14 protein-coding genes are annotated in these 14,534 nt (G+C 41.9%); 2 read left to right on the top strand and 12 right to left on the bottom strand.

Features of this window, described 5'->3' with window-relative positions:
- Nucleotides 1-13: 13 nt before the first annotated feature.
- The 8 genes from AC3IRT_RS08505 to AC3IRT_RS08540 all read right to left on the bottom strand — a co-directional run bounded on the left by AC3IRT_RS08505 (nucleotide 14) and on the right by AC3IRT_RS08540 (nucleotide 10,788).
- On the bottom strand, nucleotides 14-1,597 hold the full coding sequence (locus tag AC3IRT_RS08505; RefSeq protein WP_489395956.1) for a RagB/SusD family nutrient uptake outer membrane protein: 1,584 nt from the start codon (nucleotides 1,595-1,597) through the stop codon (nucleotides 14-16).
- Nucleotides 1,598-1,621: 24 nt separating this feature from the next.
- Nucleotides 1,622-4,549, bottom strand: a complete 2,928-nt coding sequence (locus AC3IRT_RS08510; protein WP_489395957.1) for a SusC/RagA family TonB-linked outer membrane protein — start codon at nucleotides 4,547-4,549, stop codon at nucleotides 1,622-1,624.
- 318 nt (nucleotides 4,550-4,867) lie between these two features.
- The gene (locus tag AC3IRT_RS08515) at nucleotides 4,868-5,884 is read right to left on the bottom strand and encodes a LacI family DNA-binding transcriptional regulator (protein WP_489395958.1); all 1,017 of its coding nucleotides are present in this window, start codon (nucleotides 5,882-5,884) and stop codon (nucleotides 4,868-4,870) included.
- 201 nt (nucleotides 5,885-6,085) lie between these two features.
- Nucleotides 6,086-7,201: a sensor histidine kinase gene (locus AC3IRT_RS08520; RefSeq protein ID WP_489395959.1), complete on the bottom strand. Its 1,116-nt coding sequence runs from the start codon at nucleotides 7,199-7,201 to the stop codon at nucleotides 6,086-6,088.
- A gap of 270 nt (nucleotides 7,202-7,471) precedes the next feature.
- The gene (locus AC3IRT_RS08525; RefSeq protein ID WP_489395960.1) at nucleotides 7,472-7,729 is read right to left on the bottom strand and encodes a hypothetical protein; all 258 of its coding nucleotides are present in this window, start codon (nucleotides 7,727-7,729) and stop codon (nucleotides 7,472-7,474) included.
- Nucleotides 7,730-8,471: 742 nt separating this feature from the next.
- A complete protein-coding gene (locus AC3IRT_RS08530; protein ID WP_489396119.1) occupies nucleotides 8,472-9,368 on the bottom strand; it encodes an SDR family oxidoreductase in 897 nt (298 codons plus the stop codon).
- Nucleotides 9,369-9,661: 293 nt separating this feature from the next.
- On the bottom strand, nucleotides 9,662-10,513 hold the full coding sequence (locus tag AC3IRT_RS08535) for an IS3 family transposase (RefSeq protein WP_489393126.1): 852 nt from the start codon (nucleotides 10,511-10,513) through the stop codon (nucleotides 9,662-9,664).
- Entirely contained in the window at nucleotides 10,510-10,788 is a 279-nt protein-coding gene (locus AC3IRT_RS08540; RefSeq protein ID WP_489393147.1) for a transposase, read from the bottom strand. The genes AC3IRT_RS08535 and AC3IRT_RS08540 overlap by 4 nt, the downstream gene beginning before the upstream one ends.
- Nucleotides 10,789-10,830: 42 nt before the next feature.
- Here AC3IRT_RS08540 and ligD point away from each other — a divergent pair, with 42 nt between their 5' ends.
- A complete protein-coding gene (ligD, locus tag AC3IRT_RS08545) occupies nucleotides 10,831-11,265 on the top strand; it encodes a non-homologous end-joining DNA ligase LigD (protein WP_489395961.1) in 435 nt (144 codons plus the stop codon).
- Here ligD and ku read toward each other — a convergent pair.
- Nucleotides 11,262-12,020 carry a non-homologous end joining protein Ku gene (ku, locus tag AC3IRT_RS08550; protein ID WP_489395962.1) on the bottom strand — a complete coding sequence of 253 codons (759 nt, stop codon included), beginning with the start codon at nucleotides 12,018-12,020 and terminating at the stop codon, nucleotides 11,262-11,264. The genes ligD and ku overlap by 4 nt on opposite strands.
- A gap of 175 nt (nucleotides 12,021-12,195) precedes the next feature.
- Here ku and AC3IRT_RS08555 point away from each other — a divergent pair, with 175 nt between their 5' ends.
- On the top strand, nucleotides 12,196-12,333 hold the full coding sequence (locus tag AC3IRT_RS08555) for a hypothetical protein (protein ID WP_489396154.1): 138 nt from the start codon (nucleotides 12,196-12,198) through the stop codon (nucleotides 12,331-12,333).
- Here the strand turns inward: AC3IRT_RS08555 and AC3IRT_RS08560 are convergent.
- The 3 genes from AC3IRT_RS08560 to AC3IRT_RS08570 all read right to left on the bottom strand — a co-directional run bounded on the left by AC3IRT_RS08560 (nucleotide 12,284) and on the right by AC3IRT_RS08570 (nucleotide 14,531).
- The gene (locus tag AC3IRT_RS08560; protein WP_489395963.1) at nucleotides 12,284-12,478 is read right to left on the bottom strand and encodes a DUF3253 domain-containing protein; all 195 of its coding nucleotides are present in this window, start codon (nucleotides 12,476-12,478) and stop codon (nucleotides 12,284-12,286) included. The genes AC3IRT_RS08555 and AC3IRT_RS08560 overlap by 50 nt on opposite strands.
- A gap of 213 nt (nucleotides 12,479-12,691) precedes the next feature.
- Nucleotides 12,692-13,756, bottom strand: a complete 1,065-nt coding sequence (locus AC3IRT_RS08565) for a glycoside hydrolase family 43 protein (RefSeq protein WP_489395964.1) — start codon at nucleotides 13,754-13,756, stop codon at nucleotides 12,692-12,694.
- 10 nt (nucleotides 13,757-13,766) lie between these two features.
- Complete coding sequence (locus tag AC3IRT_RS08570) at nucleotides 13,767-14,531, bottom strand: carbohydrate-binding protein (protein ID WP_489395965.1); 765 nt, start codon at nucleotides 14,529-14,531, stop codon at nucleotides 13,767-13,769.
- Nucleotides 14,532-14,534: the final 3 nt, after the last annotated feature.

Below are 14,534 nucleotides of genomic sequence, written 5' to 3' on the forward strand. Positions count from 1 at the left end.
CAATTAGTTTGGATTAATAGCCTGGGTTTTGCGTCAGGTTTGGATTGGCAATCACGTCAGAGGCGGGCAAAGGATAAATGGTTCTGAACTCAGGCACCGATGTGCCAGCTGCTGTACCACCCTTGAATGGCCAAACGTATGCTGTGCTAGTGTAACGACCAAAACGAATCAAGTCGGTACGGCGGTAGCCTTCCCAGTAAAATTCACGTGCGCGCTCGTCTAAAATAAAATCTAGATTGATGCTGCTCACATCGCCCGTATTGTTGCCATATGCACGGCGACGTACGGTATTGACATAATTGATGGCTTCACCCATGTTACCACCTCCACCACGTAAGACGGCTTCGGCATAGATCAAATAAGCATCTGCTAAGCGCATTAATGGAAAGTCGGTCGATACTTGTGTACCGTCGTTGGAAGGTGCAGCCACACCGTTACGATCCACATTTTTGAATTTCGTAACCGCTAGGCCTTGTACAAAAACAGCTGGGTCAGTAATATTGGGATCTTCGCCGAAGAACATCGCTCTACGATCGGTCTGCCCACTTGGATCAGCAAATTTGGCTGGCAATGTACGACGGCTCCGATTGCCGCCCCATCCGCCACTAGGAATACCTAAGGCGGCCATATTCATACCCGAACCGCTGGAAGAATTGACTAAAAATGTTGTACCACCAAAGTTTTGGGTTCTAATGGCGTCGTAGTTGATGGACAGGATCACTTCATCTTGTCCAATATTATTATCTGCTAAAAATAGGTGTGCGTAGTTTTCCTTTAGTGTATATGTCGAATTAATCACACGCGAAGCATAAGTTAGTGCGTCTTGATAACGGCCAGTGCCAGTGTAGACTTCTGCATTCAGGTACAATTTGGAAAGCAACATCCATGCTGCTGCCTGATCGGCACGACCATATTCATTTTGACGCGGTGCCACCAATTCTTCCTGTACGGCCAGTAATTCAGATTCTACGTAATTAAATAAATCTACTCGGCTAATCTGTTCAGGAGGTGTTTTACCGATCGTGTTTTCTTCGGTTACAAATGGTGGATTACCAAATAAGTCCATCATCACCCAATACTGATAGGCACGAAGAAAACGAGCTTCGGAGCGAAAACCACGTACAGCTTCTGCATCTGCACCCACAATACCGCGGTTGGCTAAATTATCATCAGAACTCTCCCTGATAAAGTCATTAGCAACTGTGATCTGATACATGGAACGTGCATACATACCTAAAACCATCACATTATTGGAAGACCAGGTTAGGCTGTTTATCTCTGATACGCCTGGATCTTGTATCCAAGCACAAATGGCATTATCAGAAGCCACTTCTTGTAAATTAAAATATAAGCGTAAGAAATCGGATGCCCCAGCATCGATACCGGCAATATCTCCATCACCCGAGGTGCCTCTACCGCTAGACATAGCCATACTTCCATATACCTTACCTAAAGATTGTTTGTAGCCGTCAACTGATTGATATACGACCTCGGAGGTCACGTCGTTAAGTGGAACTAAATCCAGCTTATCGTGGCAAGATGACGCGCTGAACAGGCTAGTTGCAGCGACTATATATGTTAAAAAATTGCGTTTCATACTGTTTTCTCTTTAAAATTTGGATTACAAATCAAGGTTTACACCCAATACAAATGTGCGTGGACGTGGATACAGGTTATTGTCAATACCACCTTGTATTTCTGGATCAATACCAGGATAGCCGCTTAATACAAACACGTTTTGTACATTGCCCGATACACGGATATTTTTTCCTTCGCCTAAAGCATTCATGAAATTATAGCCCACTGAAATATTATCCATACGCAGGAATGATCCGTCGTGTAAATAAAAATCACTCAACGCCCTGTTGTTAATAAAATTGGTATTGGTCAACGAGCTTGGTGCATTGTTTATAATGCCTATCGGACTTAATACATTGTTGCGGATAGCCAAGTTAGAGCTAATATTATCATAAATATGTTGTCCAAGATTCGAACGTAGTACCGTGCTGAATGTCCAATTTTTGTAGTCTATGCCAGTAGAGAATCCAAGTAAATATCTTGGCAGTGGTGAGCCGAACAAACGACGATCAGACTCGTTACCTACGCCGTCGCCATTAATGTCTGCATATACACCTTCCAAAGGCCGACCATCAGGACCATATATTTGCTGCTGCAAACGGTATGTAAATGGACTGTATCCCACTACGTGCGCCTGTACATTCTGACCCGTACCGCCCGTGATTCCACCAACTTCTACAAAGTAATTTGGATCAGCTACGGCTGTCAGGTTGGTTACCTTATTCGTATTGTACGTGAAGTTAAAATTGACATTCCAACTAAAATTCTCGCGGCGTACTGGTATGGCATTTAGATTAAATTCTACCCCGGTATTTTCCATATTACCGACGTTGGTCAGTAGGCGGTTGCTGAAATTGGTACCAATTGGAATAGGAATGGTACTTAATAGATCCCGCGTATTCTTACGATACACATCAATACTACCATCTATGCGGTCGCCTAGGATACCGAAATCGACTCCGGCATTGTACGTTGCCGTGCTTTCCCAACGAAGATCTCTATCGTAGGCGATCGGGGAATACGTGCGGTAGAATTCTTCACCAAATTGGTACTGTGCTTCATTGACACTTAGATAGTAGTTAGGAAGATACGAGTAATTCGCAATACCATCTTGCTGGCCGGTAACGCCATAACTCAGGCGAAGATTTAGTTTGGATAAGGTCGTAACATCTTCCAAAAATGATTCACGGTTTACTCTCCAAGTTACCCCAGCTGATGGAAAGACACCCCAACGATTTTCCGGACTATACCGGGAAGAACCATCTGCGCGTAGTGTTCCAGAGATGATATATTTCTCATTTGCCGTATAAGTTGCACGTCCAAAATAAGAGATCAATCTATTCTGCTGAATGTCTCTAGGAAATACCGGCTCTGTTAATACCGTTCCGTCCGCACGTAAACTCGGATAGTTATTAGTCGCTGTTTGGTAATCATAATATCCATAACCCGCCGTCGCATCCAAGTGACCATTGATAGCAGAGAAGGTTTTATTATAATTCAAATAAAATTCGCCCACCAAATTGGTGTAATCGTTCATAAAACGAGTTTGCAAACCCTGTGTACGATTCTCCATAGCGGCGAAATCTGGCACGAATACACCTCCTTGTCCGCGAGAGATATCATACCCCAAATTCAGGTTAGCTCTTAGGCCAGAAATAAATGGCATCGTATAATCGATCTGCACATTACCAAAGCTGCGTGCAACTTTTGCGTCGTCGTCTTTCAGGTTTATCATCGCCAATGGGTTACGAGGTGCCAATGGGTGAGGCAAATCTCCCTGCATGTACTCGAAATAATTTCCATAGGCATTCTCTTGGTAAACAGGTTGGGTGGGATCAAAGACAATCGCAGAACCAATGGCATCATCATTCGCAAACATGGAGTTCTGCAGTGATCCTTTTAAGTTTAACTCGACCTTTAAACTATTATTAAAGAACTTTGGTGTAACTGATAGACTGGCAGAGGTACGATCCATTACATCTCTTTTCAATACTCCTTGCTGGTTAAGATAACCAACAGAAGCACGATATGGCAGACCTTTGTATGCACCTGCAATACTCACGTTATTGTCCGTAGTGAATGCGGTGCGGTAGATCTCGCGTTGCCAATCTGTATTTTCATTACCCAAACGAGCGATTTGTGCTGCAGTACCGTAGGTGTTGACGTAAGAACGTAAACTATCTGCCGACATCACCTCGTAGTATTTATCGATTGTGGATAACGAATTCACAGTGCTAAAATTGATTCTTGGTGCACCGCTATTACCCTTTTTAGTTGTGATCAGCACTACCCCATTGGATGCACGGGATCCATAGATTGCCGTCGCATTGGCATCTTTCAACACCGTGAATGACTCAATATCATTCGGATTAATAAGTGACATTGGGCTGGCTGAGCCATTAATAGTGGTAGGACTAAATGGCACACCGTCGATCACATATAATGGATCATTACTGGCATTTAGCGAAGCACCGGCACGAATACGAACGGTACTTCCTGAACCCGGACGACCTCCCGAAGAGGTAATCTGCACTCCGGCTGCCTTTCCCTGAATTAATTGCTCGGGTGTGGTAATTACTCCACTCTGAAAATCTTTAGAGCCGATGGCAGTAATTGAACCGGTTAACTGATCTCTTCGCTGAGTACCATATCCAATAACAACCACTTCTTCTAAATCACTGGAAGATGCCTGAAGTTGGAAGTCTAGTGTATTGGGTCCGGCATTGATCACGATGGATTGTTGTGCCGTCTCATAGCCCACGACTTCAACAGTAACCATGCGATTACCTAATGGAATAGCGTTAAAAGCATACTCCCCCGCTTCATTGGTAGAAATGGCCAGTTGCGTGCCTAAAACGCGAACTGTTGCTCCTTGCACCGCTTCGCCGCTCCGCGTCGAGACACGCCCCGCCAGATTGTTGTTTTGCGCAAAAGCAGACATGAACAGCACCATCAATAAGCTTATGCTCATCACTGTGCGTAATGTAAAATTGCTGATCATAATACTAATTTGGTTTATAGATGTATTTATTGTGTGTGTTGTATTGTTTCTCGGTAAGCGAACAGCCCTTGGTGGATCATATACATCTTACCAAAAAATAAAATAACCTACGCCAAACCGAAGTCTGAATGGGTATTTTTATCTGCACGCTAACGTCTTTGTTTACTTAAATTTATAATTGCGGCCGATGGCCAGTATCATCACAATGAGATCGTTCCCGGGAACGTTCCCAAAACAATACTAAGGTAGTACAAAAATTAAATTACGCAAAGCAAGTTTTAAAATATTTTACGCTCCGCTACTGGAGCCTTGGAAAATGAGCTCGGAATCTAGAAAAATAATCTCGCGGATGCCATCAGCTTTGCGGCCAAACAATATATCAAATAGTTGTGTAGTGGCTTCAATACCCATTTCGTAAGCAGGTTGCTTGACAACACTAAGCGAGGGTTGTAGCATGTCTGCAATATCTAAGCAGGAGAAACAAATGAGTTTTAGGTCTTTTGGTATTAAAAGTTGAAGCTCTTTAGCCACTCGAATGGTACTCATGGCGAGCCGTTCTACCGATGCAAATATGGCGTCAGGCTTCTGGTTTTCTATTAGGTTTTTGATGTCTTTATAATTAACAAGCACATCATTGGATGTATCCAGCATCAACTGCTCATTTAAAGGAAGTGCGGCTTCCTGTAGGGCTTTCTTGTAGCCCTCCATCCGTATCTTCCCGATCGACACATCTTTATTGACAGCTAAATAAGCAATCTTTCTGGCGCCACTGGCAATCAAGTGTTTGGTGGCCTGATAACTAGAATCGAAGTCATTCCCTGTGATACATGCCGTAGAGACATCTTCATAATAGCGATCAAAAAAAACAAGTGGAACTTTATTGCTTTTAAGTAATTTGAGATATTCATGATTATCACCTTCACCCGAGCCAGACATGATTACACCATCGACACGACCATTCACTAAGGTGCGTATAATATCAGCCTCTTTCTCTGCACTATGATCAGTGACATAGATAAGAACGTGATAACCATTATTCCGAGCTACCCATTCAATACCTTTTATAGCCTGCGAAAAAAACTTATTACCAAACTCAGGGATAATAATAGCAATAGTATAGCTTTTGTTGCCTCGTAGATTACTAGCGTATAAATTAGGTGAAAAACCTAGTTCGGCAGCCTTCTGAAGGATTATTTCCTTTGTTTTGGGATTAATATCTGAGCCCTCGCGAAATGCTCGAGATACTGTCGATTTAGAAAGCCCTAGTGCTGCAGCTAATTTTACTATGGTGATGTTATTTGCCATACCTATTGATTAAGCAAACATACTTAAAAAAGGATTTATATGATCTTTTAGCGCTCACGAAAGACAAAAGTTTTGATGAATTAAAGCAACAAATTTAAATAATGATAAGTTCCACACATAGACCAACGATAGCTGATTGGCTACGGAGCAAACTTGAGTGGATCAGACACTAAGTGGAATAAATAGATCAATTAATTTGAATTAGATTTGTGACAGTGGTAAAATAATTTTAAAACTCGTACCCTTCTCGCCATTGCTCTCCACTGAGATCGCGCCGCTATGCAATTCTAAAATCTCTTTACATAGATATAATCCAATTCCAAATCCTGCAATAGATCCCATTTTGCTATTTTTAACCCTATAATAGCGTTCAAAAATTTGCTGTTGATCCTGCTCGGAAATACCCATTCCCTCATCACTAACTTTGATCTCAACCGTATTTGGATATACTTGATGGTAACTGACATGTATGGTAGATCCTGCGGGGGAATATTTCACGGCATTTCCGATTAGGTTGTTGATGACTTGTGATATTTTTTCACGATCTGCTAACAATTCAATACTTTCTTCATATTTAAAAACAACCAAATGGCTATGATTTATATTGCTCAACTCCACTTCGAGTTCGGAAAATAATTTGCTTAAATCAAAGTATGATTTATCAAGAACCATCTTTCCAGAATCTAGCCGCGAGATATTAAGAAAACTATTAATCAAGGTATTCATATAGTGTACCTGACGTAGTGATCTTTCTACTTTTGTTTGCATAGAAAGATTCGCCGAAGGAGCAATGTCCCGTTGCATTAGTTGAAGATATGCGCTCAGAGAAGTAAGGGTTGTTTTAAGTTCGTGGCTGACCATTCCGATAAAATCGTCTTTTCGTTGTTCATCTTTCTTTTGCTCAGTTATATCACGCAGTGTGCCATTTAGGCTCGCCACTTGTCCATTCTGATCATATAAAACCTTTCCAAGAGCTTGCACCATTCTGGGAGTTGATTCATGAGGCAGCTGAATCCGATAATCAATAGCATAGCAGCCATCGGAATCCTTACTAATCGAAGACATAATTGCCTCAGTCACTCGGGCTCTATCTTCTTCTACGATTACAGATAATGCCGTAGAAAGATCAATATGATCTAAGGGTTTTAAGCCAAACCACGTGTGCAACAATAAATTTCCTAAGAAAAGATTAGTTGCAGGTTCATAGTAGAACGTAGCAAGTTCCCCAGCCTGAATAGCCATCGCAAGCATATGCTGATCTTTTTCATTTCTTCTCCTTGCAGTTACCTGCTCAGTAATTTCATCAAGTATTATCAACACTCCAGTTACCTCCCCGTCAGACGAAAATATAGGCTGGTAAATTGAATTGACGATTGCATCTCTCAGGGAGCCATTATGATAAAGTCTGACGGTAAACTCATTATTTGTTTTTCGTTCCCCTGTAATAATAACTTAGTCTAGCCAATCGAAGACTTTCTGGCCTTGTAGTTCGGGTCTAGCATTTATATGAGGTCGGTTTAAAACCTCACTTTCCCTGCGATCCCAGATTTTTAACATTGCCTATTTGCTATTTCAATAACATGATCTTTACCACGTAACATTGCGATTCCAACAGGGGGCCTGTTCAATAATTGTTCTAACATGCTCACGGCTCTCAGAAAGTAAATTCATCGAATTTCTGAGACTTTCGTTTGTGCGATACAAATCTTTGAGTGTCGAAGCCATTTCATCATTCAGTGCCTCTTCCCTTTTTTCTTTGACGGAAATCGTTTCCAGATATTTTTTTTCTGAAGTGACCTCACGGGCGGTATTTAAAATACACCAAGTCTTACCATCCTGGTTCAAAAGGGCTTTATATGTATAATCGTAATAATCGACTTTTCTAAGTCCGTTCTTAATAAGTTCGGCTGGAGCACTCTTAAACGAATACGATTTACCTGAATACCAAACATTTTGCAAAAGGGCAAAAAAGACTGCCCGACAAGTTCAGGAATGGCATCCAACAAAGGCATACCTATTATTGACGCATCTTTTCCCCAAAGTTCCAATATCCCCTTGTTTGCAAACCTCATGATCATATTCTCTTCGGAGTATATGGCCGTAGGCTCTGAAGAGTCATTAAGAGCCATTAAAATTAGGTCCTCGCTAAACTGGCTGGTTGAGAGATATTTTAAGTGAGTCATTCAATCCAAAGATATATAAATAGCTCAGCAATCACTCTATCTAATGTGCAAACATAAATCAAACACCTCCGACACTTTATAGATGTATGTAAGAGCTGAAAAGTGCTTCGATAGATACGAAGTTATGATGCAACTTTTAGTAGATTTTTTTGCAAAAGACATATGCGGCCTTAAAAGATTCTATGATAGTAAAGTAAGCTATATTTTTGCAACCATAGCTTTATCAATCCTGTGACGATCCATGTCTACGATTTCGAGTTGAAAATCTTACCATAGTGCTTTCTCTTCTCTAGCGAGGATATGATTAGTAATTGAAATGAAAAGACCATTAACCATAGAAAATGATGCAGTATCTACCTTCAGATAGACCGGAATATTTTGGTGGTACAAAATATGGGTTGATCTTAAATAGTTATTCTTCCACCAGCTACGGGTATAGTGGCGCCCGCAATATAACTAGCGTCATCTGATGCAAGAAATACATAAGCTGGAGCTACCTCAGCTGGTTGCCCTGCACGTCCCATAGGTGTATTTTTACCAAACTCCTCGTGAGCAGGAATCGTTGATGGGATGAGTAGTGTCCATATAGGCCCTGGGGCTACTGCGTTCACTCGGATGCCTTTCCCATTTTCCAGCAGAATTTGACTCAAATTAGCAGTAAAATTTTGTATAGCACCCTTTGTAGCTGCATAAGGTAATAACAATTCGTTAGGAGAGTATGCGTTTACAGAAGTGGTATTTATAATACTGCTACCCGGCTTCAAATGGGGTTCAGCGGCCTTGCACAGGTAAAACATTGCTGTAATATTGGTACGAAAGGTTTTATCCCATTCTTCGGAAGATACATCTTGGATACTTTCTCTTGCCATTTGGAATGCCGCGTTATTTACCAAAATATTTAATCCACCAAACTCTTTCACCGCAGATTCTACTATATATTTGCAGTGCGACTCCTCTTTAATATCGCCCTTGATTAGGATGGCTTTCCTACCCTCTTTCTCCACATACTCTGCAGTCATCTTTGCGTCCTCATCCTCTGAGTCATCCAAATAACTAATCAATACATCCGCTCCTTCTCGTGCAAATGCAATGGCAACTGCTCGTCCTATACCCGAATCTCCACCGGTGATAATCGCTTTCTTTCCTTTTAACTTTCCGCTGCCCTTATAAGATTCCTCGCCATGATCTGCCTTTGGATTCAACCTATCTTCTACGCCGGGTACAGGTTGATCTTGCTTAGAAACTGGAGGTTTAGGATACTTTTGGGCGGGATCTGATGTAGTATTTTTATCGCTCACCATCTTGTTGAATTTTATGTATTTATAATCAAAATTGCCAATATCAATGTTCTTAGCATTTGTCATCTAGCGAATCTGAGATTGCTTACACAATAAAACAACATGTATGAGGAAGTGTTTGAAATAAATAATCTGTGCAAAAAGGAAGTGTTTAATGTGTCTTGCCTAGATATATCACTTAACTAATTAATTATTTATGAACAAAGAAGGAATTAAGCTGTAGTTGTCTATTAAGCTGACCTAAAAGTATAGTACTCCCTTTTTGCTGGACAGCAATAGTTCAAACTTAAGTTTATTTACGACACTTTTTTATTATTTTGATAGAATACCTGATTTGGGGTAAAATGGTCCATAGACTGATGTCTTCTTTCCGTATTGTAAAATTCGACATACCGTTTCACACCTTGGAATAACTCCATGCCACCGTTAGGTGGGTTCAAATAAATGTATTCCTGCTTCAATGACCTCCAGAACCTTTCGATAAACACGTTGTCCAGCGCTCTTCCTTTTCCATCCATTGATATACTCACACGATTATCCTTGAGGACTTTGGTAAAGATCGGACTGGTAAATTGTGAACCCTGATCGGTATTGAATACTTCAGGAGTGCCGTGCTCTGCTATTGTTTCCAACAGCACATCCCTGCACCATTCCACCGTCATGGTATTAGAGATACTCCACCCCACAATCTTTCGACTATACACATCTATAATGGCGAACATATACATGAAGCCTCTAAACATAGGAATATAAGTGATGTCGGCCTGCCAAACTTGGCTTGGCCGCTCTATCTTTAAGCCTTTGAGTAAGTACGGGTATTTGTAATGTGTTGCATTTGCTTTACTTAGGTTCTTCTTTGGGTAAATGGTCCGAAGGCTCATTAGCCGATATAAACGCCGTACGCGCTTGGCATTTATACGATACCCTAGATCTTTGTTGAGATACGCAGTCATCCGTTCCACACCGTAAAATGGACAGTCCAGAAACTTGCGGTCAATTAGCTTCATGATGGACTGATTCAACAAGGATTCACCTTTAGGCTTGAAATAATAGAAGCTACGCTGAAGATTCAGCAGCTTACACTGCCCCACAATACTTAGCGGTTTATATCCTGGGGAAACAAGTCCGCGCCTTTCAATCATGCTCATTTCCCCAATACCTTTTTTAAGAAATCAACTTGGATCTGAAGTTCACCAATCTTGGAATAAAGTTCTTTCTCTTTAGACTCTTCTTTCTGTGTAGGTTTCTCTGAACCGAACACCGTGTCAGCTTTCTCCAGAAATTCCCGTTTCCAAGCGGTGATCTGTGTGGGATGAAGGCTGTATTTGGAAGCAAGTTCCTGCATGGTACTAACTTCTTTAAGGGCTTCTAAGACTACTTTGGTCTTGAAAACCGGACTGAATTTTCTACGCTCTTTTTTCATTTTCAACTGTTAAATTATCGAATTTAATCAGCTGTCCAATATTTGGGGAGTATTATAGGCGTACGCAACTTCATCAAAACATCGGGATCGACAGGATTGCACATTTTCATATATGTGGCCGAACAATATATTTTTGAGGTTGTACGTGATTTTATGGAAATGCTAGCAGAATTGGTGCACGAACAACATCCAGATAGTACCAGCGTAGAGCGGTCACCATCCAAAAGGAAGAAAAAGATATACCTCGACTTTATGCAGAATAAACGCGCACAAACCATCGTAGCACCCTATTCAGTACGTCCTAAGCCTGGAGCTACCGTTTCGACGCCACTGGAATGGGATGAGGTAAATGACGATTTGAGCATTGCGCAGTTTTCTATGAATGCTGTATTGACCAGAATCGAATCGCAACAAGATCCTTGGAAAGATATTTTTAAGCACAAGGCCAACTTGAAGAAAGCCATTGCTTCTTTCTAAGCCAGACTAGCTTTCAATTTTGCCAACAACTCCGAAGCTTTTGTACTCTCTTTATCGACGTTAATTTTGCGAATGCTAGCACGCTTTCCTTGCGCTTTTTTCTTGATAATTTTGAGCAGTTCCTTGCTATACTCGTTGCGAAAACCTGATATATCAAAGTCCGAACTGTTCTGCTTGATCAGCTTGGTCGCCATATCCACCTCTGCTTTTGCAATACGGGTACTCGGAATTTTGAGGTCTGATGTGGCGCGGATTTCTTCTTCGAAGCGCAATTTATTCAACATCAACATCCCATCATACGGCCTTACAATAGCCAAGTTTTCTGTGGTGCGCATCACAAAGGTGCTCAAGCCGACGTGGCCGGTTTTTTCCAACGATTTATAGAGCAGCGAATAGGCTTTCTCCCCTCCTTTCTGGGGCTCCAAATAATAGGGTGTATCAAAGTATATTGTATCAATGTCGCGCTCCTTGACGAAAGTCTGCAGATTAATCATTTTATTTTTCTCCGGTAATGCTTCTTCAAAATCAGCTTCTTCGATCACCACATACTTATCTTTTAGAAGATATCCTTTTACAATATTTTTCCAAGCCACCTCTTTGCCTGTTTTGTCGTTCACTCGCTTGTACCGAATATTGGCTAGATCCTTCCGATCCAGCATATCTAAGTCAAGCTGACTTTCTTGAATAGCACTAAATATTTTGATGGGGATGTTCACCAGTCCAAAACCGATTGCCCCTGTCCAGATTGCGCGCATAATGGTAGCATTTTTTTTAGAAAACGACTGAGAAGCCAAAAATGTTTGTAGAGCTAAGTCAAGATAGCATACCTCAAGAATTTTAGGTGACTGAACCTTCATTCACAGCACTTTTTATGACGCCACATCATTCCTTCTTCTATTAAAAATGAATGGCTCTGTACAAATTAACGTCATGTTTACAGGAGTAATAGAAGGCTTAGGTACTATTGTGAAAATCGAGAAGGATGATCGAAATGTACATTTCACCGTACAATCAGACATCAGTAAGGATTTAAAGATCGACCAAGATATCGCGCACAATGGTGCATGATTACTACTTGTCCTTGTTGAGTTAAAGCAATCGCCACCTCCACTACTTCATTCATATGCTGACGCCAATCGTAAGGATACAACATACGGGCAATCTCCGAAAGACAGATGGTTTTCTCCGGGCCGTGTGCTGCTGTCAGCGACAATATCGCTTCCGAGATGTCTGGATCTACTTTCGTATGTTATTAACATGTAAGTACGACGGGTGGTTTCGAGTTTTATACACTTGTTTTGCCGCTAGTAGTTGACACGATTTACATCTTTAATCAATTAGAATAAAAGAAACACAGATAATCCCTAAAACACAAAAAAGCCACTCGTTGAGTGACTTTTTTGTGTTTTATAATATGCAATACGTATTACTCGCCAGCTGGCACTTCTAATGAAGCACCTGCTGCTACGGGTTGGCCAAAATTAGGTGTGCCATCCGTATTCCACGTGAACTTTTGCATGCGCGTACTACGCACATTGCCACAGCCATCGTTATTAGGATGCGATTCGCTATTGGCATGATAAATAATCCAATCTTCTGTTCCATCTTTTGATTTAAAAAAGCCATTGTGCCCCGCGCCGAAAGCTGTTGGAGCTTTAGTAAATACGGGGCTAGGGTGTTTCGACCAAGACGCTATTTTCATTGGATCGGCATTCTGGTTGAGCTTCAGCATCCCCAAACTATAATCGTCTGTGCCGCAATAGCTGGCACTGTAGATTAAAAATACATCGCCTGCGGGATTTTTAAGAATTTCTGGGCCTTCGTTAACACTGAATCCTTTTTTCTCCCAATCCAACTCTGGCGTAGAGATCATACTTGTCTCGCCGATCAAGGTAAAAGGATCTGACATTTTAGAGATATAAATATTCTGCGTTAGGTTACCTTGTTGCGCACCCGGTCGGCCAGACCAGATAAAAAACAGTTCGTTACCGTGCTCAAAAATGCTACCATCAATAGCCCACTGGTCCGTAGGTTGCGTAATAAGCTGTCCCTTATCTACCCAATTACTGGTCGTCGGATCTTCATTCGCATTTTCCAGCACGAACATCCGGTGATTCACATCTTGCCCATTGCTGGCGGTATAATAGATGTACCATTTGCCGCGTATAAAGAAGAGTTCGGGTGCCCATACATCGCGGCTATTGATGCCTGTAGATGGCGCGTTAAATACCACTTGGCTCGGCGCGGCTGCCAACTCACTCATCTTAGCCGTTTTCCGGATTTCGATTCGATTGCCCAAGGTTTGTAAAAAGTAATAGAAATCACCGCGCTGTGCTACCCAAGGATCCGGCGCAGCCGTAAGCAATGGGTTTTGAAATTTGGCCGTGCCCATAGCCTCGGGAGGTTTGGGTGTGGCCAAAAATGGCCCGGCTCCACGTTTGTCACAGCTTAAAGAGATTATTAAAAAGAAAATATAAAATAGGTTTTTCATTGTAGTAAGTTTAGAGTTTGGCATATTCCAAGTAATCAATCTCTCCGTACATGGTTTGATGGCGGATGCTAATCTTACGTGTGCCAGCAGCAAGCAGGAACACAATATCGTGGGTTTGCCATACATTCCAGCCTCGGTTTGCGATCGAATAGACCTGTGCCGTAGATTCGTCATCATCAATATATACCTTATGGGAAGTACCGTCGAAACCGGTTCCGGCAGCAATACGTATGCGATACTCGCCTGCGGCCAATACCTGAATAGTCGCATCAATACCGCTTGCTGCATTGTCGATAGCACCTACCTTCGCTTGGTTTGAGGAAGTTTCTCTTGTTTCGGGATCATTGGCAATACGGGCTACACCGCGCAGTGTTGCATTCTCTGCTTCAATACGAATAGGTAGTACTTTCACGCGTGCGTTTACGGTATTGCTCTTCACCGTATTTTCTGCTTCATCGATGAGTACGGCGTGAAAAGATAGGCTTTGATCTGGGATGGCTTCATTCACTTTATAATCAAAGTTGAAAGGTGCAATGCGCTTTTCCCCGATTTTTTCTTCGCCCTTATAAAAATCAACACGACGCAGTTGCGCCCCACCATAGGCACTTTGCCCAGCAGCACGCAAGACGTAGTTTCCACTCGCAATCGCCACTGTATCTGCCGTAAGAAGGATAGTAGGCGCAGCGCTACTGGATGGAATGTCGACTGTTCGCTCGCAGCTTCCGACCATACAGGCGAAGCCGCAAAGAAGAATAGATAGCATATTTTTCATCATATT

The sequence above is a fragment of the Sphingobacterium sp. KH_072 genome (genome assembly GCF_057837975.1).

Bases quoted from the DNA above. Each gene is read 5' to 3' on its own strand.
- AC3IRT_RS08530 (WP_489396119.1), bottom strand. From the start codon at position 9,368: ATGGTGAGCGATAAAAATACTACATCAGATCCCGCCCAAAAGTATCCT.
- AC3IRT_RS08515 (WP_489395958.1), bottom strand. From the start codon at position 5,884: ATGGCAAATAACATCACCATAGTAAAATTAGCTGCAGCACTAGGGCTT.
- ku (WP_489395962.1), bottom strand. From the start codon at position 12,020: ATGCGCGCAATCTGGACAGGGGCAATCGGTTTTGGACTGGTGAACATC.
- AC3IRT_RS08510 (WP_489395957.1), bottom strand. From the start codon at position 4,549: ATGAGCATAAGCTTATTGATGGTGCTGTTCATGTCTGCTTTTGCGCAA.
- AC3IRT_RS08565 (WP_489395964.1), bottom strand. From the start codon at position 13,756: ATGAAAAACCTATTTTATATTTTCTTTTTAATAATCTCTTTAAGCTGT.
- AC3IRT_RS08505 (WP_489395956.1), bottom strand. From the start codon at position 1,597: ATGAAACGCAATTTTTTAACATATATAGTCGCTGCAACTAGCCTGTTC.
- AC3IRT_RS08555 (WP_489396154.1), top strand. From the start codon at position 12,196: ATGTTTACAGGAGTAATAGAAGGCTTAGGTACTATTGTGAAAATCGAG.
- AC3IRT_RS08535 (WP_489393126.1), bottom strand. From the start codon at position 10,513: ATGAGCATGATTGAAAGGCGCGGACTTGTTTCCCCAGGATATAAACCG.
- AC3IRT_RS08570 (WP_489395965.1), bottom strand. From the start codon at position 14,531: ATGATGAAAAATATGCTATCTATTCTTCTTTGCGGCTTCGCCTGTATG.
- AC3IRT_RS08540 (WP_489393147.1), bottom strand. From the start codon at position 10,788: ATGAAAAAAGAGCGTAGAAAATTCAGTCCGGTTTTCAAGACCAAAGTA.